Source organism: Mesorhizobium sp. M0045, from assembly GCF_040323385.1.
GTDB lineage: Bacteria > Pseudomonadota > Alphaproteobacteria > Rhizobiales > Rhizobiaceae > Mesorhizobium.
On the sequence record NZ_JAMYUY010000006.1, the window covers coordinates 34,394 to 52,752 of the forward strand.

General features: G+C 62.2%; 22 protein-coding genes. 11 read left to right on the forward strand and 11 right to left on the reverse strand.

Annotated features, from left to right (window positions below):
- Positions 1-4: 4 nt before the first annotated feature.
- A complete protein-coding gene (locus NKJ72_RS11485) occupies positions 5-475 on the reverse strand; it encodes an RDD family protein (protein ID WP_254817529.1) in 471 nt (156 codons plus the stop codon).
- Between the two features lie 211 nt (positions 476-686).
- On the opposite strand from NKJ72_RS11485, the gene sthA reads away from it, so the two are divergent.
- Positions 687-2,075 carry a Si-specific NAD(P)(+) transhydrogenase gene (sthA, locus tag NKJ72_RS11490; protein ID WP_352477139.1) on the forward strand — a complete coding sequence of 463 codons (1,389 nt, stop codon included), beginning with the start codon at positions 687-689 and terminating at the stop codon, positions 2,073-2,075.
- Between the two features lie 9 nt (positions 2,076-2,084).
- Here sthA and NKJ72_RS11495 read toward each other — a convergent pair whose 3' ends face one another.
- Positions 2,085-2,759, reverse strand: coding sequence for an alpha/beta hydrolase (locus NKJ72_RS11495; RefSeq protein ID WP_352477140.1), 675 nt, complete (start codon positions 2,757-2,759; stop codon positions 2,085-2,087).
- 217 nt (positions 2,760-2,976) lie between these two features.
- Between NKJ72_RS11495 and NKJ72_RS11500 the strand changes: the two genes are divergently transcribed.
- Entirely contained in the window at positions 2,977-4,152 is a 1,176-nt protein-coding gene (locus tag NKJ72_RS11500; protein ID WP_352477141.1) for an OpgC family protein, read from the forward strand.
- 23 nt (positions 4,153-4,175) lie between these two features.
- Here NKJ72_RS11500 and NKJ72_RS11505 read toward each other — a convergent pair whose 3' ends face one another.
- Entirely contained in the window at positions 4,176-5,258 is a 1,083-nt protein-coding gene (locus NKJ72_RS11505; protein WP_352477142.1) for a LacI family DNA-binding transcriptional regulator, read from the reverse strand.
- A gap of 163 nt (positions 5,259-5,421) precedes the next feature.
- On the opposite strand from NKJ72_RS11505, the gene NKJ72_RS11510 reads away from it, so the two are divergent.
- The gene (locus NKJ72_RS11510; RefSeq protein ID WP_352477143.1) at positions 5,422-5,565 is read left to right on the forward strand and encodes a hypothetical protein; all 144 of its coding nucleotides are present in this window, start codon (positions 5,422-5,424) and stop codon (positions 5,563-5,565) included.
- Positions 5,566-5,627: 62 nt separating this feature from the next.
- Complete coding sequence (locus tag NKJ72_RS11515) at positions 5,628-5,771, forward strand: hypothetical protein (RefSeq protein WP_352477145.1); 144 nt, start codon at positions 5,628-5,630, stop codon at positions 5,769-5,771.
- Between the two features lie 69 nt (positions 5,772-5,840).
- Here the strand turns inward: NKJ72_RS11515 and NKJ72_RS11520 are convergent, their stop codons facing one another.
- A complete protein-coding gene (locus NKJ72_RS11520; protein WP_352477146.1) occupies positions 5,841-6,212 on the reverse strand; it encodes a DUF423 domain-containing protein in 372 nt (123 codons plus the stop codon).
- A 53-nt stretch (positions 6,213-6,265) separates the two neighbouring features.
- Complete coding sequence (locus tag NKJ72_RS11525; RefSeq protein ID WP_352477147.1) at positions 6,266-7,525, reverse strand: multidrug efflux MFS transporter; 1,260 nt, start codon at positions 7,523-7,525, stop codon at positions 6,266-6,268.
- 181 nt (positions 7,526-7,706) lie between these two features.
- Between NKJ72_RS11525 and NKJ72_RS11530 the strand changes: the two genes are divergently transcribed.
- Both NKJ72_RS11530 and NKJ72_RS11535 read left to right on the forward strand, forming a co-directional pair.
- Positions 7,707-8,369, forward strand: coding sequence for a GntR family transcriptional regulator (locus NKJ72_RS11530; RefSeq protein WP_352477149.1), 663 nt, complete (start codon positions 7,707-7,709; stop codon positions 8,367-8,369).
- Between the two features lie 96 nt (positions 8,370-8,465).
- Positions 8,466-8,723 carry a DUF982 domain-containing protein gene (locus NKJ72_RS11535; protein ID WP_023674477.1) on the forward strand — a complete coding sequence of 86 codons (258 nt, stop codon included), beginning with the start codon at positions 8,466-8,468 and terminating at the stop codon, positions 8,721-8,723.
- 51 nt (positions 8,724-8,774) lie between these two features.
- Here the strand turns inward: NKJ72_RS11535 and NKJ72_RS11540 are convergent, their stop codons facing one another.
- Together NKJ72_RS11540 and NKJ72_RS11545 are read right to left on the reverse strand one after the other, a co-directional pair.
- On the reverse strand, positions 8,775-8,933 hold the full coding sequence (locus NKJ72_RS11540) for a hypothetical protein (RefSeq protein WP_352477150.1): 159 nt from the start codon (positions 8,931-8,933) through the stop codon (positions 8,775-8,777).
- Positions 8,934-9,043: 110 nt separating this feature from the next.
- Positions 9,044-10,087, reverse strand: a complete 1,044-nt coding sequence (locus NKJ72_RS11545; RefSeq protein WP_352477152.1) for an aldo/keto reductase — start codon at positions 10,085-10,087, stop codon at positions 9,044-9,046.
- Positions 10,088-10,367: 280 nt separating this feature from the next.
- On the opposite strand from NKJ72_RS11545, the gene NKJ72_RS11550 reads away from it, so the two are divergent.
- Positions 10,368-10,841, forward strand: a complete 474-nt coding sequence (locus tag NKJ72_RS11550) for a polyphosphate kinase 2 family protein (RefSeq protein ID WP_352477153.1) — start codon at positions 10,368-10,370, stop codon at positions 10,839-10,841.
- Between the two features lie 45 nt (positions 10,842-10,886).
- Here NKJ72_RS11550 and NKJ72_RS11555 read toward each other — a convergent pair whose 3' ends face one another.
- The 3 genes from NKJ72_RS11555 to NKJ72_RS11565 form a co-directional block, all read right to left on the reverse strand.
- Positions 10,887-11,534 (reverse strand): dihydrofolate reductase family protein, encoded by a 648-nt coding sequence (locus NKJ72_RS11555; RefSeq protein WP_352477155.1) that lies wholly within the window; start codon positions 11,532-11,534, stop codon positions 10,887-10,889.
- Between the two features lie 515 nt (positions 11,535-12,049).
- On the reverse strand, positions 12,050-13,081 hold the full coding sequence (hemB, locus tag NKJ72_RS11560) for a porphobilinogen synthase (RefSeq protein ID WP_352477156.1): 1,032 nt from the start codon (positions 13,079-13,081) through the stop codon (positions 12,050-12,052).
- An 87-nt stretch (positions 13,082-13,168) separates the two neighbouring features.
- Positions 13,169-13,993: a DUF8605 domain-containing protein gene (locus NKJ72_RS11565; protein WP_352477157.1), complete on the reverse strand. Its 825-nt coding sequence runs from the start codon at positions 13,991-13,993 to the stop codon at positions 13,169-13,171.
- Positions 13,994-14,137: 144 nt separating this feature from the next.
- Between NKJ72_RS11565 and NKJ72_RS11570 the strand changes: the two genes are divergently transcribed.
- From NKJ72_RS11570 to NKJ72_RS11585, 4 genes are all read left to right on the forward strand, one after another.
- On the forward strand, positions 14,138-15,181 hold the full coding sequence (locus NKJ72_RS11570) for an enoyl-CoA hydratase/isomerase family protein (protein ID WP_352477158.1): 1,044 nt from the start codon (positions 14,138-14,140) through the stop codon (positions 15,179-15,181).
- Positions 15,178-15,600, forward strand: coding sequence for a DUF6163 family protein (locus NKJ72_RS11575; RefSeq protein ID WP_254817546.1), 423 nt, complete (start codon positions 15,178-15,180; stop codon positions 15,598-15,600). The genes NKJ72_RS11570 and NKJ72_RS11575 overlap by 4 nt, the downstream gene beginning before the upstream one ends.
- 202 nt (positions 15,601-15,802) lie before the next feature.
- The gene (gene ldtR / locus NKJ72_RS11580; RefSeq protein WP_352477159.1) at positions 15,803-16,318 is read left to right on the forward strand and encodes a transcriptional regulator LdtR; all 516 of its coding nucleotides are present in this window, start codon (positions 15,803-15,805) and stop codon (positions 16,316-16,318) included.
- Between the two features lie 352 nt (positions 16,319-16,670).
- Positions 16,671-17,924, forward strand: coding sequence for a L,D-transpeptidase family protein (locus tag NKJ72_RS11585; RefSeq protein WP_352477160.1), 1,254 nt, complete (start codon positions 16,671-16,673; stop codon positions 17,922-17,924).
- 10 nt (positions 17,925-17,934) lie between these two features.
- On the opposite strand, the gene NKJ72_RS11590 is transcribed toward NKJ72_RS11585, so the two are convergent.
- Positions 17,935-18,219, reverse strand: coding sequence for a hypothetical protein (locus NKJ72_RS11590; RefSeq protein WP_352477161.1), 285 nt, complete (start codon positions 18,217-18,219; stop codon positions 17,935-17,937).
- Positions 18,220-18,359 lie beyond the last annotated feature (140 nt).

An 18,359-nucleotide genomic window follows, 5' to 3' on the forward strand; every position in this document is an offset into this window, starting at 1 on the left:
GCGCTCAGCGGCCGCTGCGGCTGACGACGGTGCCGAGCAGCAGGTCGTGCAGCGTGCGCTTGCGATCGGAAAACAGGCTCACCAGCAGGACTAGCGGCGAAAGGATGACATTGCCGGCCCAAAACAGCACCGAATGCACGACGGCGGTCAGCCCGTCGATGGGGCCGCCGTCGAGTCGGTCGAGCCGGATGCCCATTATCTTCATGCCGGTGGTGGCCTGGTCTTTACTGCCGAGCGTGTTCCAGATGTAGAGGATGGCGACGGCCGGCACGAGAATGGAAAACAGCATCCAGCCAAGGCCGAGCGTCAACAGCCCGAACAGGAACACCAGGATCGCGAATGGAATGGTGAGCAGCGCCACGATGAAATAATCGATGACGAAGGCGAGAATGCGCCGCGTGCGCACGCCCTCATAGGCGCTGATATCTTCGAGCCTGTTGGTGATGATTTCGCCGTCGAGAACGCGAGCGTTCATGTCATTTCCTCGTAATCGAACCCGGGTTAATGCACGGGGCCGCTTGTTGATGAAATGGTGAAGGTTCGCGGCGGAATCAAGATCGAGCCGTCCACCATGTAGATGGTGACGGAGCACTTGGCGCCGTCTGTGACTTGTTGAATTTGTGGCGCGGATAGCGTTAGCTTGCTGCGGCGCAACAAAAAGCGCCAAGCCGAGGGGACGGGGCGACATGGACTATGACATGCTGGTCATCGGCAGCGGCCCATCCGGGCGCCGCGCCGCGGTGCAGTCGGCCAAGCTCGGCAAGTCGGTGCTGGTGGTCGACAGAGGCCGGCGCCTCGGCGGCGTGTCGGTGCATACCGGCACCATCCCGTCGAAGACGTTGCGCGAGACGGTGCTCAACCTCTCAGGCTGGCGCGAGCGCGGCTTTTACGGTCGCGGCTACCGGGTCAAGCAGGACATTTCGGTCGGCGATCTGGTCGAGCGCCTGCATAAGACGCTCGACCATGAGGTCGAGGTACTGCAGCACCAGTTCATGCGCAACACGGTCAAGAGCGCACGTGCCGCGGCAAAATTCCTCGGCCCCAACAAAGTCAGCCTGACCACCGACACCGGCGACTACAGCGAGGTTGGCTTCGCCCATGCGCTGATCGCGGTCGGCACCCGGCCGCACCGGCCGCGCGACGTGCCGTTCGACAAGACACGGATCTTCGACAGCGACGAGATGCTGGAGCTCGACCGCCTGCCACGCACGCTGACGGTGATCGGCGCCGGCGTCATCGGCGTCGAATATGCAACGATCTTTTCGGCGCTCGACGTGCCGGTGACGCTGGTCGAGCCGCGCAATACCATGTTGGATTTCGTCGACCGCGAGATCGTCGACGACTTCATCCATCAGATGCGCGACCGCGGCATGACCATCCGATTGGGCAGTGCCGTCAAGGAGATCGCCTCGAAACCCGACTATGCTGAGGTGAAGCTGACCGACGGCCGCACCATACGTTCCGAGATGGTGCTTTATGCTGCAGGGCGTACCGGCAATGTCGGCAGCCTGGGCTTGGAAGCGGTCGGCATTGAGGCCGATCCCAGGGGCCGCATCAAGGTCGATCCGCAGACGTTCCAGACAAGCGCGCCCAACATCTATGCCGCCGGCGACGTCATTGGTTTTCCGAGCCTGGCCTCGACTTCGATGGAGCAGGGCAGGGTGGCCGCCTGCCATGCCTTCGGCGTGCCCTTGCCGCCGCCGCCCGAAACCTTTCCCTACGGCATCTACGCCGTGCCGGAAATCTCCACCGTCGGCCAATCCGAGGAGCAGGTGCGCGAGAGTGGTGCCGCCTACGAGGTCGGCGTGGCGCGGTTTCGCGAGACATCGCGCGGCCACATCATGGGCGTCAACACCGGCTTTCTGAAGCTTCTGTTCTCGATCGAAACACGCCGTCTGCTCGGCGCCCATATTGTCGGCGAGGGCGCGACCGAGCTCATCCACATTGGCCAGGCGGTGATCAATCTCGGCGGCACCGTCGACTTCTTCGTCAACAACACCTTCAATTATCCGACGCTGGCCGAAGCCTACAAGATCGCCGGGCTAGACGCCTGGAACCGCATGGGGCGAGGGTAGCTTCTCGGCTCATCGATCTGACGTTGCAACGGCGGCTGCAGGATCCGCCAGCCATTGCCTGACTATCGCGGCGTCCGGATTGCCGATTTCATGGCCGGAGGCGACGGTGTGGGCCTCGACTTTGGCGCCATGCCGGCTGAGCAGTCCGACCAGCGCGAGTGCGAAGGGCCGGTAAGTCAGGTCGTCGGCGCCGGATAAGATTACCACCCGTGCGTTGCTGAGATCCGCCGGCGGCACCTCGTCCAGAACCGGCATCGGGCGCAGCAAAGCCGCTTGGACGATGAGCCGCGGATGAAGCAGCATCACGCTTGAAACCAGGTTGGCGCCGTTGGAGTAGCCGATAAAGGAGGCTCGGACGAGATCGAGGTCGTGGCGTTTCGCGGCCTTGGGGATGAAGTCAGCGAAAGCGTCCGCCTCTTTGCGGATGCTGTCCTGCTCGAATCGTATCGGCGAAATCCGCCTGAACCACCGGAAACCGTCTTCCTGGGCGATGCGGCCACGCACCGCCACCAAGGTAGCGTGCGGCGAGACTTGGCGCCCCAGCGGCACCAGAGTCGTCTCGTCGACACCCGATCCATGCAGCAGAAAGAGGCACTCTCCGGTTGGTGCTGCGGGCCTGTAAACGCGGTAAAAAAATGGCAGGTCGCGCCGCAAAAAGTCATCTTCCGGAGGTTTTTCGGACATAGTTGCATCCTTTTGTTTTCACGATGTTTTCATTCATTTGCCGGCTTCAAAACGGAATATTTTCAAGCTCCGCGAAAGTTGATTGAACCGGGCGCATTTCAGTCCGTTTCTTTGCCGATATAATCCCCGCGGGAGGGATTCGAAGCAGTGTGCGCCGGGTGGTCGCCCAGGTGGTTGCATACCGCGCATGAACAACCAGCTTTAAGGCCTTTTATCGATGACCATGCCAGTTTCGCCGGAACGCGATACGCGTATTGACGTGTTCCGGGCACTCGCCCTCCTGACCATATTCATCGACCACGTGCCGGGCACAGTTTTCGAAACCCTGACCTACAAGAATTTCGGGTTTTCGGATGCGGCCGAGGCCTTCGTGCTGATCTCCGGCATGTCCGTCGCTCTTGCCTACGGCACCAAATTCCAGCCGGGAAACCGGCTGGTCGCAACGCTGAAGATGTGGCGCCGCGCCGGCGTGCTCTATGTCACCCACATCGTCACGACGATGGTGGTCATGGCCATCTTCTGCGCAGCGGCGGTGTTTGCGAAACGGCCGGACCTTCTGACGCTGATCAACATCGAGCCGCTCGTCAGGAACCCGCCGCAAGTCCTGGTCGGTATCGTCACGCTCGGCCATCAGCTCGGTTACAACAACATACTGCCGGTCTATGCGGTGCTGCTGTTGATGGCGCCGGCCTTCCTGCTGTTCATCAGCTACAGGCCACTGGCCGCGCTTGCCGTGTCCGCAGCCCTTTGGCTGGTTGCCGGAATCTACCAGATCGCGCCGCCGAACTACCCGGAGCCCGGGTTCTGGTTCCTCAATCCGCTGTCATGGCAATTGCTGTTCAATATCGGCATGGCCAGCGTGTTGCATGTGCGGCGCGGCGGCACCATCCCGGTCAATCGGTGGCTGGTCGGCGCGGCGGCCGCCTATGTGCTGACGGCGCTCGTCTGGGTGCATAGCCCGCTGTGGGGGCATGTGTCATGGCTCGACCTGCCGGTGGTGCTGACCGGTTTCGACAAGACGTTCCTGTCGTTGCCGCGGCTGCTGCACATCCTGGCGATGAGCTATCTGGTCGTCGCCTTGCCTTTCGTCTCGAACCTGTTCCGCACCGGCCGCGACAATCCGCTCGCCATATTGGGCAAACGCTCGCTGCCGGTTTTCATTGCCGGCACGGTGATTGCCATGGCGGCGCAGGTGATGAAGCTGATCAACCCGGGCGGCATTGCCTATGACAGTCTGCTGCTCGCCGCCGGCATCGCCATGCAGTTCGCGCTCGCCTTTTATCTGGAGTGGCTGTCCGCAATCGGCTGGTCCGGCAAGGGCAAGCCGGTCCGCAACGAGGCGTTGCCTGTTCGTCCATCCTTTGGCATCGGTCCCATGGCGGCAAATAGATAAGATTTGGTGCCGATCTGCCCCAGTCAGCCTGTACTTAGCGGCGGTCCGGACGATTCCCTGACAACAAGTTCGACGTCGAGCGTTTCTCGCCGCACCGTGCCGTCGAAGTCGAGGATTCTTCGCGCTGCCCGGCGGCCTATCTCGGCGATCGGCTGGGCGATGGTGGTGAGCGGAGGCTCGCAAGTTGCGGCTTCAGGCACGCCGTCGAAGCCGACGACGGAAACATCGCGGGGAACCGCGATGCCCCGTGCGTTGAGCCATTCCAATGCCACCATTGCGATCCGGTCCGACATCGCCAGGATGGCGGTCGGCGGTTCCGCCGAGGCGAAGATGGTTTCAAGGCCAGCCCTTGTGCTCGCCTTATCGTTTTCGGTCTCGTAGACCAGCACCTTGTCGGTGTCGACACCAAACCGAGAAAGCTCTTCGAAATAGCCGAGGAGGCGATCACGGGTTCCGGTATAGGACGCCGTCCGGACCTGCTCGGGCGAGACAAGACCGGTGCTGTCGTCGGCGAAGGCCAGCGACAACACGGCGAAGCGGCGATGTCCAAGTTCCGCCAGATGGCGCGCCGCGAGCCGGCCGCCGGCAACATTGTCGATACTGATCGCGGAGACCGTATCGTCCTGCGAGCCGAGCTCGAGCGCGACGAAGGGGAGCTTTCGTTCGCGCGTCAGCTCAACGAGACGCGGACCGCCCTCGATGCAGAACAGGATGAAGCCGTCCACGAGGGCGCTCTGGATATTCCAGGCAAGTTTTTCCTCGTTGCCAGCCGACACGAGGGCTATCCCCGCGCCGGTGGCGTCGCAGGCTTCCGAGATGCCGGCCATCATCACGCGGGCAAACGGGTCGTCGAAGAAGTAAGACAGCGGCTCGGTTGTGGCGACGCCGATCGCATTGACCTTGCCGGCGCGCAGCAGGCGGCCCTTGGGATCCGGGCCGGCGTAGCCCAGGGCGTCGGCCGCCGCCTTGACCCGCTCGCGGACTTCCTCGCGCACGATTTCGGGACGGCTGAAGACATTGGACGCAGTGCCGTGCGATACGCCCGCGGCTTTGGCGATGTCCGCCAGCCGGATGGGTCTCCTGCCGCCTTCGGTGAGTGATGCCATTGTTTGTCTCCACGACTCCTGTCCAACAGTATCGCCGATTACCTAACATCTTCCTTGGATCGATTCAAATTTTTGCTTGACATTTATGGTGTGACGCGTATTCTTGAATCGATCCAAGAGCGGTTTTTATCCGCAGATTGGATCGATACAAGAGGAGAGCGCCATGCACCCCGTCAATTATCTGTTCGAGGACATTTACCGGAACGACTGGAGCATCCGCTCGGGCGCAGATGCCCGTAAGGGGCGCGACAGGACCGGTCCGTGGATTCGCGACCTGCGTTTCCTCGTAGGACGCAAGCGGAGCTGATCGGCGGCCTATTTTTGTCCCCGCGGATTGGATCGATTCAAAAAGCTAGAGGAGATTAAGCCATGCATCCGATCAAGCATCTGTTCGAAGACATCTATCGCAATTATTGGGGCATCTCGCCGGCCACCGAACGGCTGGAGCGACGGCGTATAGTCAAGACGCCCAAGCGCGACGGCCAAGTCCGGCCCGAACGTCCGCAAGACTGAGCTGGCAAGACGGAGCCGTGGATCGAGCGCGGCTGGCGAAAAGAGCAGCGGCCGCCATTGGTTGCCGCATCAATGGCGGCGCGGGCGTACCAGCGCCGAGGCGGCCATCACGAGCCAGCCGCCGATGAGCAACGTGCCGCCGATCGGCGCCGACATCGGGAACAGCCGCGAGCCAAGGAAGTCGCGGGCCAAAAGATCTCCCGAGAAAAGCAGAAGCCCGACGAGAAGGATGAGGCTTCCGGTTCGCAGGATTCTATTGCCACCGAGCAGCCCGACGGTAAGGAAGACCGGCGCATGCATGAGCAGGAAGGATGCGGCCGTACCGACGAAAGCGCCGCCGAGATGTGCCGCCGCCGCCGAAAGAGCCACGCCGGTTCCGCCGCATAGGCCGCCGGCAAAAATCAGAATGCGACTGCCCGCCGTCTGTTCAGCCATGCTCATTTCCACGCCTCCGCGATTCCTGGCGACCGCCTGAGATAGTGCGGCGAACCGTGTCAGGATTTGCCGGCTTCCGCCAGCATGGCGCGTTCGCGGCGCGACTGGACCAGCCAGTTATAGGCCGCTCCGCCCGCCATCAGCACCGATGTGCCGAGAAACACCGAGCGCATACCGAAATGGCCGCCGACGAAGCCGCCGAGCAACGGTCCGGCGACCTGCCCGACATATTGCGCCGAGATCGACAAGCCCAGCACATTGCCGCCGACGCCATCCGGCACATTGTGGCGGATGACGCTGGTGATGCAGGGCACGAGACCGCCAAGCGCCAGGCCCATCAAGAAACGCAGGCCGACGAGTTGCCAGCCCTGCGTAACGAAGGCCTGCGGGATCAGGAGCAGCGCCGAGACGGCGAGTGCGGCAACGATTACGTTCCAATGGCCGATACGGTCGGCGAGCTTGCCGAGCCGCGACGCCGACACGATGGCGCCGAGCGCCGCCGCGGACATGACGATGCCGGAGATCAGCGTGACCTGGCTCTGATCTTCGATGAGCTGTTGGACATAGACGGTGATGATCGGCTCGATCGACATGGTGGCAAAACTCAACAGCATGCCGGTCGCCAGCATGGCGACGACGGGGCGCTTGTCGGGAATCTGCGACCAGCCGCCTCTCGCTTTTTCTTGTGACGCCGCCTTGACGGCAACCGGGCGAGGGGCCTCCTTGATCAGCAAGGTGGTTGCCAGAAACGCCAGGAAAATGACGCCGCCTGCGAGCAGGAAGGTGGCGCGGATTCCAATCAGCGGCGGCAGCGCGCCGCCGAGCAGCGGACCGACCAGAGCACCGGCGGTTATGCCGGCCGACAGCACGCCCAGCGCCCAGCCGGAGCGATCCTTCGGCGTCTGCATGGCAACCAGGATGGTCGAGCCCGAAGAATAGCCGCCGGCAAAGCCGATCAGCAGGCGCAGGAGCACCATTTGCCAGACGGTCTGCACCATGCCGGTCACCGACATGCACAGCGCCATGCCGAAACTGGCACGCACCAGCATCAGTTTGCGGCCGTAGCGGTCGCCTAGCCGCCCCCACAGCGGTGCGACCAGCGCGGCAGCAAGGAAGGTTGCGCCGTAGGCAATGCCCGACCACTGGGCGATCGCCGCGTGACCCTCTGCGCCCAACTGCTCGACGTAAAGCGGCAGGAAGGGCAACAGCAGCGTCATCGCTACAAGCGTGCTGAACGAGCCGGCAAAACACACGGCGAGATTGCGACGCCAGTGGACGTTGTGCGTGCCCTGCGTGGCGAGGGTGGCGTCTTGCGGCATGTCCTGTCCTGTCCGGCCGGCTTGGATGAAAACTTGTTGTGGATCCCATTTTGGTATACCAGATTGGTATCCGTCATGGACGCAAGGCTGGTCGCTGTCAATGCGGCCGCTGCAAAGTGATCGGCAACAAATGGCCGGTGAACAGAGAGCCAATGAAACGGCTCCGACAAACGGAACGCCAATGTCGCAGATGCAAAACGTCGAAAAGCAGCTTCGCGAGATGATCCTCGGGCTCGAGATCGGTCCGGGCGAGCGGCTGACGGAGCGCTGGGTCGAAAGCCGTTTCGGAGCCTCGCGCACGCCGGTCAGGGCGGCATTGCTGCGGCTCGAGACCGAAGGCCTGATCTGCCGCGACGGCCGCGGCTGGACGGTCTCGCCTATCAACCTCGCCGAACTCGAGCAGATCGCCGTCTATCGCGAGGCGGTCGAGGTCGCGGCACTCAGGCTGACTTGTGCCTTGCAGGATAGGAGTGCCGTCGAAATCATCGAGGCGATGCTCGATTCTTGCGACGACAAGACGCCGCGCGAGGAATGGCATCGCGTCGGCATGGATTTTCATATCGAGTTGGCGCGATTGTCCGGCAACGAGTTCCTGTTCAGAGCGGTTCGCGACTCGATGACACGCCTGTCGCGCGCCCGCTGGCTCGAGGTTCGCGACGAGGCAGCACTTGGCCGTGCCTGGGCCGAACACCATGCCATTCTGTCGGCGGTGCGGGCCGGCGATGCCGATAGCGCCGCCCGCCTGCTTTCAGCCCACATCAGTGGCAGCCGCGACCGGCTGGTGGCCTCGCTGCGCAACGACCGGCGCGGCCTGCGCGCCAGGGGATTTGCCGTCGTCGCTTGAGTGAGGATCGGCTGCCAGTGATCACGAAAAGGGCAGATGAGCGAAGAATGCTACTTTCGGTCTCGCTTCGCAAATGCCGATGGCGTAAGAGCGGCGATGGAAAACAACCGATTTGACACACCCGTGACCGTCAAGGGTGCGGCGGGAAGCAATCAGCTCTTGCGTACGGCCCGCGAGGCTTCCGACTACCTCCTCAACAATTGGCCCGGCAAGCGCAGTCCCAAGCACCGCGAAGCGCTGCAGGCCTGTCATGATGCGCTGGCCGGCGACAAGCCGGCCATGAACGCAAGACGGGCCTTCATTGCCGCCGCTCGTGAAGTGAACGTCTTCGTCAGCGACAAGGCGCCCGCCTGAGGCATAGCGGGATTTGACCGAGGCCCGGACCGCCTGACAGGCCCGGCGTCATCACTTGGTCGTTTCGGTTTTGGTTTGGGACTCGCTCTCGCCCTCGGGCTTCGATCGCTCCTTGGCTGCGACCTTGGCAGCCTGCTTTTCCGCCTTCTTGGCAGCCTTCTGCCGGTCGCGTTCCTTGCGCTCCTGACCGTAGTTCGGTGCTCGTGCCATATCGTTTCCTTTCGTTGTGCTTGGCCTTTGCCTAGGAGCATTGGACCGCAAACACAACACCGCAAGCACGATCGGCTCCATATCTCGGCGCAGTCCTGAGAGCCCGGCTTTCAGGCGCCATCGCGGTCGAGGACGAGATCGGCCGGACCGAACCGGTCCTTTGCGGTGAACTGCTGGTGCCAGTAGGGGTAGAGCACGGGCGGCCTGCTGACCGCGTCGAGCCGTGTGCGCTCCTCATCGCCAAGCACCAGGCTTGCAGCGGCGATATTGTCTTTGAAATGCGCTTCGGTTCGTCCGCCGATCACCAACGAGCTGACGGCGGGCCGGCCGAGTAGCCAGGCAAGCGCCACTTGCGCCGCCGACACACCGTGGTTGTTGCCGATGTCGATCAGCGCGTCGACGATCCGCCACAGCCGGTCCTCGTCGCGGATCGGCGGTTCCGACCAGCCGCTGAGCTGGCGGGCGGTCGGCTGGTCACGGTGGTATTTGCCGGACAGCAACCCGCCGGCAAGCGGGCTCCAGACCAGCACGCCGAGCCCTTGGTCGACCGAGATCGGCAACAATTCATACTCGGCCTCGCGCGCTTCCAACGTGTAATGGATCTGCTGGGTGACGAAGCGCGGCTGGTGATGACGGTCACTGATCCCCAGCCCCTTCATCACTTGCCAGCCGGAATAATTGGAGCAGCCGACATAACGGACCTTGCCCTGCGTGACCAGAGTGTCGAGCGCGGCGATGGTTTCCTCAAGCGGTGTCAGGCCATCCCACTCGTGCAGGAAATAGATGTCGATGACATCGGTCCTGAGGCGCTTCAGGCTCCTCTCGCATTCGCGGATCAGATGGTAGCGCGACAAGCCTTCATCGTTGGGGCCTTTGCCGATCCGCATGCGCGCCTTGGAGGCGATCAGCACGTCGCCCTTGCGCTTGCCTCCGAGCGCCTCGCCGATGATCTCTTCCGACACGCCGTTCGAATAGACGTTGGCGGTGTCGATGACATTGACGCCGGCATCGATGCAAAGGTCGATCATCCGGCGCGCCTCGTCGAGGTCGGTCTTGCCGACCGCCGAAAACGCGCCGCCGCCGCCGAACGTCATGGTGCCCATGGTCAGCGTCGAAACCTTCAGCCCGGAACGGCCGAGAGTGCGGTATTCCATGTCGTATCCTCACGATTTATCGGGAAAGGGCGTTGCAAACGACAGCCCTTAATGAACCGGGCATTTGTAGGATAATTCGTTCCGCTTGTCGCCAGTTCCGCAGGGCAAGCTCGATCACATCTTTCCGATTGAACGCACAGCCAGCGCAGCAGTGGCTGCAATAAAAACCGTCATTGCCGGCCTATACTAACATCGGTTCAGCGCTTCGATTTCCGGCCGCCGGGCCGGGCGGCGGAGCGCCTGACAGCGGCCGGCAAGGACTGTAAGCGGAGCAGCGCAAATGACCGAGATAAAACAGAATTCCCCGGCCAGGGACTGGCTGGAAGCGGAACTCGCCGACACGCTCGACGAAGATTATGAGCTGGAAATCTCGGAGCCGGCGCTGTCGATGGAGATCGCCAAGATCTACAAGAATGCGCATCCGCCATCGATCGACCGCCTGCAGTATTTTCGCGATCTCATCACGCTGCAATCCGAATTGATCAAGCTGCAATCCTGGGTCGCCTATCACAAGAAGAAGCTCGTCGTGGTCTTCGAGGGCCGCGACTCGGCGGGCAAGGGTGGCGCCCCGTGGTTCATCGTCGAGGGCAACGACAAGAAACGGGCACGGCTGAACTGCATCGACCAACTCCTCAAGCAGATACCTTATGAGGAGGTGCCGCACGAAGAGATCATACTGCCGGAGCGCGTCTTCAATCCCGAATACGAGCACCAGGTACTGCCGCGCGAACTGTATGTGCCGGAGAAGTACTGACTAAAGCGGCGAGGAGGGCGCTGCTCTGTGGCGCCCTGCGACAAGCTAGGTACGCTCGATGATGACGTGCGTGGCTTTCGGCGTCGCGACCTGCTCGCTGCAGCGATAGCCGAGCTTGGGCATGTCGATGCCGGCAAAAAGGTTCTCGCCGGCGCCCAGCAGGACCGGTGAGATCGCCAGATGCAATTCGTCGATGAGCTTTTCCTGGAGATATTGCCGGATCGTTGCGACGCCGCCGCCGAGCCTTATGTCCTTGCCGTCAGCTGCTGCTTTCGCCTTTTGCAGCGCTGAATGGATGCCATCGGTCACGAAATAGAAGGTCGTGCCGCCCTCCATGACAATCGGATCACGCGGATGATGCGTGAGCACGAAGACCGGCACATGGTAGGGCGGGTTGTCACCCCACCAGCCTTTCCAGCTGTCATCCGGCCATTCGCCGCGGATTGGCCCAAACATGTTGCGGCCGAGGATCCATGCGCCGACGTTTTCGAAGCTGCGTGCGGCGAACGCCTCGTCAGTGTCCGTGGTCCCGCCATCCTTGCCGAGGACCATCTTGCGGAAAGTGCGGGTGCCGAACATCCATCCGTGCAGGGCTTCCCCGCCAACACCCAGCGGGTTCTTCAGGTCTTGGTCGGGACCGGCGCCGAAGCCGTCGATCGACAGGGTGAAAGCGCTGACGCGAAGTTTGGACATGAGAGCCTCCTCGATAACCAATTGTGACATGCAAGCAGTTATCGGGTTAGCTTAACTGATTGCATTTTGCAAGCGGTGTTTTTGGATCGCCGGCTAGCGATGAACGGCTGGGCCACAACCGCCAATCTCCCAACGCTGGCGATTGGCCATAATCAACCATCCCGTCGACATCCTGGGGCGAAGCAAGGAGCGAAGCGACGCGGCGCAGACCCTAGGATCCATGCCGTGACATCGGCCGAAGAATACAGCGGCCCAGAACGACGAACCACGCGAATGGAGATCAAGAAGACCAATCTGGAATGGTCCGAACTTTTTCGGAGAACCGGATGGGTGCGTTCGTTTTCGATCCGCCGGAGCACTGCCGCCAGGTCACGGCATGGATCCTAGGGTCTCCGCGACGGAGCTTCGCTCCTGCTCCGCCCCAGGATGACGAGGGGGAAGGAGGATTCGGCCAATCCCGAAGGTTTACCACAGGCCCCATCCCATGCACCAAAGTCCCAAAACGATGCGATCACCTATCCCTTCAGCATCGCCGCTACTTCGGGCGCAAAGTAGGTGAGAATCCCGTCGCAGCCGGCGCGCTTGAACGCGAGCAGCGATTCCAGCATCGCCTTGTCGCCGTCGATCCAGCCATTGGCGGCGGCGGCCTTGATCATCGAATATTCGCCCGAGACCTGATAGGCGAAGGTCGGCATCTGCAATTCGTCCTTCAGCCGGCGGATGATGTCGAGATAGGGCAGGCCGGGCTTGACCATCAGCATGTCGGCGCCTTCGGCTAGATCCTGCTCGGCCTCGCGCACCGCTTCGTCGGAATTGGCGTGGTCGATATAATAGGTTTTCTTGTCGCCCTTGAGCAGGCCGGCGGTGCCGACCGCCTCGCGATAGGGGCCGTAAAAAGCGGATGCGAACTTGGTCGCATAGGACATGATCGCTACATCCTGAAACCCATTGGCGTCGAGCGCATCGCGGATGGCACCGATCCGGCCGTCCATCATGTCCGAGGGGGCAATGATGTCGGCCCCTGCCGCCGCCTGGATGACGGCCGCCGCCGTCACCTGCTCCACCGTTTCATCATTGACGATAATGCCCTCACGCAAGATGCCGTCATGGCCATGCGAGGTGAACGGGTCCAGCGCCGCGTCGGTGATGATGCCGATCTCCGGCACCGCCCGCTTAATGGCGCGGGTGGCGCGATTGATGATGTTTTCCGGATCGAGGATGTGGGAACCGGTCTGATCGCGCAGGCCGAGCTCCACATTGGGGAAAGTGGCGATCGCAGGAATGCCAAGCTTGGCCGCGCGCTCAGCCTCCTTGACGGCGAGGTCGAGCGACAGGCGGAACACGCCGGGCATGGCGGCGATCGGTTCGCGCACTTGTCTGCCGTCGACGACGAAGATCGGCCAGATCAGATCGTCGACCGAGAGCCGGTTCTCCTGGACAAGGCGGCGCGACCAATCGGCCTTGCGCATGCGCCGCAGCCGCCGGCTGCCGGTGATCTCGTCGACGCTGCGCGCGCCGGCAGGCTTTGCAGGTGTGAATTTGTTCATCGCCAAAACTCCGGACCGGGCGGCTTTTACCACGAGCCTTCGCTGCTGACCAATGCGACACGATTGTGCCAGCGGTCCTGTCGGGCGTTATTCTGGTTGACCATTGCCCGACAGAATCTGCGCAGCACCCCGCATGGCGACGCGGAATGCCTCGTCGAAGCTGACACCGCGCACTTGCCATTTATAAGCCTTGCCGTTCATGGCAAGCCGCCAATCGGCGATCCAGCCAAACTCCTTGTCGCTCCAGATCAGGCTGCCGGCGAGCGCCTGATCGGCACCGGCCTTTCGGGCAAGCTGGTCCAGCGTCGCCATATCGGCATGGCGCAGGGCCCGGTCGTCAAGCTTCGAGGCCGACAGCAGCGACGCTTCGGGAAACACAATCCGCATGACCAGCGGACCGGTGGCATTAACGAAGGATTCGCGCATCGCCGCCCCGCGCTGGTCGTCGGCAGTCAGCGCGAACTGCCTTGTGCCTTGCTCCGCCGCCAGAAAAATCGCCAGGCGTGGCCGCTCGGCAAGCCATGGCTTGCTGCCAAGCGCGGCAAGCACCGGATCGATGGCGTCGGGCTTGTACAGGCAGGTGAGATCATGCGGCCGGTCGTGAGTGCCTTGTTCGTCATGGACCGGAATGCCTTCAAGGCGGTCGTGGTAGCGGAATTCGGCAACGAAGCTGCCGGCCTTGTCGCGCAGCGCCGCCGTCTCAGGTTTTTTCGCCAGCCGCTGATCACCGGAGACACGGACCAGCACCGCATCCAAACATGTCTTGAAACCGATCTGGCGATTGACCTCGCCCTGGCCGGTGACGATGGTCTGCGATTGGTAGAGACTATCCACGGTTTCGGCCGATACGGGAGGAGTGTTCGCAGCGATCAGGCCGACCACCACAACAGCAAGGCGTGGCAACCAAGGCATGGTCCAACCTTCCGGTTCAAAGCGCCAGCATTAGCACCGGCTGCGGCCACGGGCCAGCAGGCGGGATTGGCGCTGCCATTGACGTGGCTATGCGCCACGCATTAGCACTTCACTCCCGGCGGGCGCGGGAGGGATTCTCTGGCGATGGATTTTGGCGGAGGCGACGAGATTCGCTTCGAAAGGTTGGGCAGGGCCGGCGTCGTCACGCTGACGCGGCCGCAGGCGCTCAATGCCGTAACCCACCGCATGGTCAAGGCGCTGGACAAGGCGCTGCGCAGTTGGGAACGCGACGATGGTGTCGACGTCGTCGTCGTCAAGGCCGAGGGCAGGGCATTTTCGGCGGGCGGCGACATCCTCCACATCTACGAAGCCGGCCGGGCTGGAAAACCGCCGGTCGAGTTCTTCGCCGACGAGTACCGGCTGAACGCCCGCATCGCCCGTTTCAAGAAACCCTATGTCGCCCTGATCGACGGCATCGTCATGGGCGGCGGCGTCGGCATCTCCTTCCATGGCTCGCAGCGGGTGCTGACCGAGAACGCGCAGTTTGCCATGCCAGAGGTCGGGATCGGCTTTTTCCCGGATGTCGGCGCCAGCCATCTGTTGCCGGATCTCGGCGGCAGCTTCGGCATGTATCTGGCGCTGACCGGCAACCGCATCCGCTATGGCGATGCGTTGTGGTCGGGCCTCGCCACCCATACGATCAAGGCGGAGGACCAGGCCGGCTTTCTCGACCGGCTGGCGGCAAGCGGCGACCCGGAATCGGTGCTGCGCGGCTGCTTCGTCCCGGCCAAACGCGAGACAGACAGGCCGACGCTGGACGCCATCGCCCGGCATTTCGCGCAGCCGTCACTGGCCGATATGGTCGCCAGCCTGGAGCGGGCAGCCATCGCCGACGAGTTCGCGGCAAAGACGCTGGCCACCATCCGCACACGCTCACCGACCAGCCTGCATGTCGCGTGGCGCCAGATCAGCGCCGGGCAGACGTTGTCGATGGAGGAGTGCATGAAAATGGAGTTCCGTATCCTCAACCGCATGCTTGCCGGGCACGACTTCTATGAAGGCATCCGCGCCGCCATCATCGATAAAGGCTCGACGCCGCAATGGCGGCCGGCAGGCATCGATGACGTCAGCGCCGCCGACGTCGATGCCTATTTCGCACCGCTCGGCGAACGGGAACTGAAGCTGTGAGCGAGGCCGCCTCGAGACGCGTGGTGCTGCAGCCCTCGACGATCGAGGTCATCTTCGCCTGGTTCCAGCGCGTTATCGCCGGCTATTGTCTGCTGTTCGGCATCTTGTACTGGATCCGGCTGATCGGCGTTTACCCCGGCCAGTTGTGGCGGTTCGATCTGATGCCGGTGCACTGGCAGGTGGCGGCGGTGGTGCTGGCGGTGTTTTTTCCATTCGCTGCTGCCGGCCTGTGGATGCTGGCGTCCTGGGGGCCGGTGATCTGGTTCATCTGCGCGGTGACCGAGTGCGTCATGTATGCTGGCTTCCCCGACTTGTTCGGCCGCCGGCCGCTGATCGTCGCCTCGCACCTTGCGGTGGCGCTGCTCTACATAGTGTTCCGCGTGGTGATCTGGATCCAGAAGCGGCAAGCCCGGCGATAGCAATTCCGGCCAGGATCGTTGGCTAAATCTTTAGGTTAATTATCCTTGCTCGGGTGACCGTCCGTTAAGCCTCTTTCGAAACCCCTTACCGGTAAGCTCTTGTTAGCCTTGGCGTTTAAGTCGAATTTTATGAGTATTCGATAGTGTCGCGATCAAGGTGAAGAACAAAAAATCACCGGGCGACAAACGAGAGGCAAAGACAATGATCAATTCGCGTCCGGCGGCGAAGACCGCCAACGTATCCGATGACCGCCGCGAGGCGATCCGTTCGCTGTACATGGAGTCGCTGCAGCTGGTCGAGCGGCTGCATCGCCGTCTGCTTGATGTGATCAAGGACGAATTCGACCGCAACGCCCGCTCCGACATTAACGCCATCCAGGCGCTGCTCCTGTTCAACATCGGCAACTCGGAGCTGACCGCCGGCGAACTGCGCTCGCGCGGCTATTATCTCGGCTCGAATGTCTCCTACAATCTGAAGAAGTTGGTCGATCTCGGCTTCATCAACCACCAGCGCTCGCGCATCGACCGTCGTTCAGTGCGGGTCTCGCTGACGCCGAAGGGCAATGAGGTGGCGGAAGTCGTCGCCGGCCTTTACGAACGCCATGTCGGCTCGATCGAGCAGGTCGGCGGCATCAACACGGAAGAGTTCAAGCAGATGAACCGCGCCCTGCAGCGGCTGGATCGGTTCTGGAACGATACCATCGCCTATCGGATGTAATCGCACCCGCCGCAGCAAGATCTGAAGCTGGACCACGGAAGCGCTGCCGCGGAGCAGACCAAAGACCGGTGCCGAAAAGCACCGGTCTTGCCGTTTCGTCAGGCCGGCCGATCCAAATTCGAGCAACAGCCACGTTGCCGCCATATTCGAATGGAACCGAAGATGCGGGTGATGCTGGGCCAAAGCCGTGCATTTGTCCTGTGCTCAAGTCTCTTCCATGGGTTTTTACACCCATGTGTTTTTACACCGAAGTGATGCGGGCCATGGTTGGCTAATTGTTAAGAAGCCAACTCTAGAGTGCGGGCGAGACCGCCCGGTGGGTTGAATTGTAGCAAGAATGTCTGGACCATCCATGAGAACCAGCCGCCGTTTCTTTCTTTCAGGAGCCTCCGCGCTCGCAGCCGCAATGGTCGCCGGCCGCGCCAGTGCACAGGATGTGATCGGGGATATCCTGAAATCCTCGGCGCGTGGCAATTGGGACGACCAATTCGATGCGCGTGCCAGCGAAGGCGGCAAGGTTGCCTCGACGCTGCCGATCTTCAGCCTGCAGACGGTGTCCTTCACCGAGCAGGCGATCATGCAGTATCAGAATATCGTCGCGCAAGGCGGCTGGGAGCAGGTTCCAGACACCAAGAAGCTGCAGCTTGGCGTCGAGGATCCCGATGTGGTGCCGCTGCGCAGGCGCTTGATGATATCGGGCGATCTGGCGCAGAGCGCCGGGCTCTCGGAAGCGTTCGATTCTTACGTCGACTCGGCGCTCAAGCGCTTCCAGTTGCGTCACGGCTTGCCGGCCGACGGAACCACCGGCAAATATACTTTCGCGGCAATGAACGTGTCGGCGCCGGTTCGGCTTGGTCAGCTGCAGACCAATCTGCAACGGCTGCGTGAGCGGGCCGGCACGCTTGGCAACCGCTATGTGCTGGTCGACATCCCGGCGGCGCAGATCGAGGCTGTCGAGAACGACCGCGTTGTGCTGCGCCACACCGCAATCGTCGGCAAGATCGATCGCCAGACGCCGATCGTCAATTCCAAGATCAACGAAATCATCGTCAATCCGTACTGGAACGCGCCGGTCTCGATCGTGCGCAAGGACATCATTCCGCTGATGCGGAAGGACCCCAACTATCTCAAGGATAGCCATATCCGCCTGTTCGCGCCGGACGGCAGCGAGGTCGACCCGATGACGGTCGACTGGTCGACCGACGATGCCGAAAAATATCGCTTCCGCCAGGATCCCGGTTCCGGCAACGCGATGGCCTCGGTCAAGATCAATTTCCCCAGCCCGGACGGCGTCTACATGCACGACACGCCGCAGCAGAGCCTGTTCGGCAAGCTGATGCGCTTCGATTCCTCTGGCTGCGTGCGCGTTCAGAACGTGCGCGACCTCGTCACCTGGATTCTGCGCGACACACCGGGCTGGGATCGCCAGCATTTCGAGGCGGCGATCAAGACCGGGGAGAACATGCCGGTGCAGGTTACCAATCCGGTGCCGGTTTATTTTCTCTACGTCTCGGCCTGGTCGACAGGGCCGGGCGTGGTCCAGTTCCGTGACGACATTTACGGCCTCGACGGAGCCAACGAGCTGCAGATCACATCCGCGCTCTAAACAGCTGAGTTCATTTGCAAAAGGCCGCCGGAAGGGCGGCCTTTTTCGTTGCCGGGTCTTTCGCGACAAGCTTCGCTGGGCCGATCGCCGGACGGCTGCCCTTCCTGTGGATCTGGATCGGCGACATCGCGACGCGCGTCTCGGCGCGATTACACAAGCGCAAGGCCGAGCCGTTCGGACTGCGCGTCCGGATCGCCGGCTCTGTTGCCGGCGTGCGCGGCGCCATCACGCCGGCCAGATCAACGACCATACGACGCAGGCGCTGTTCACCGAGATCACGCTCACCGAAGCCCACCGGCCCTTCAGCAGGGCAAGGAAATAGAGGCCGCCGGTCTCTCTGGCGCAATCCGGCCAGCAAATTTCGCGCAGCAAACGTGGCGGGCCGAAAGCAACTGTGTTAATGGCGCGACAGACCCGGAACCTTGAGGATTTCAG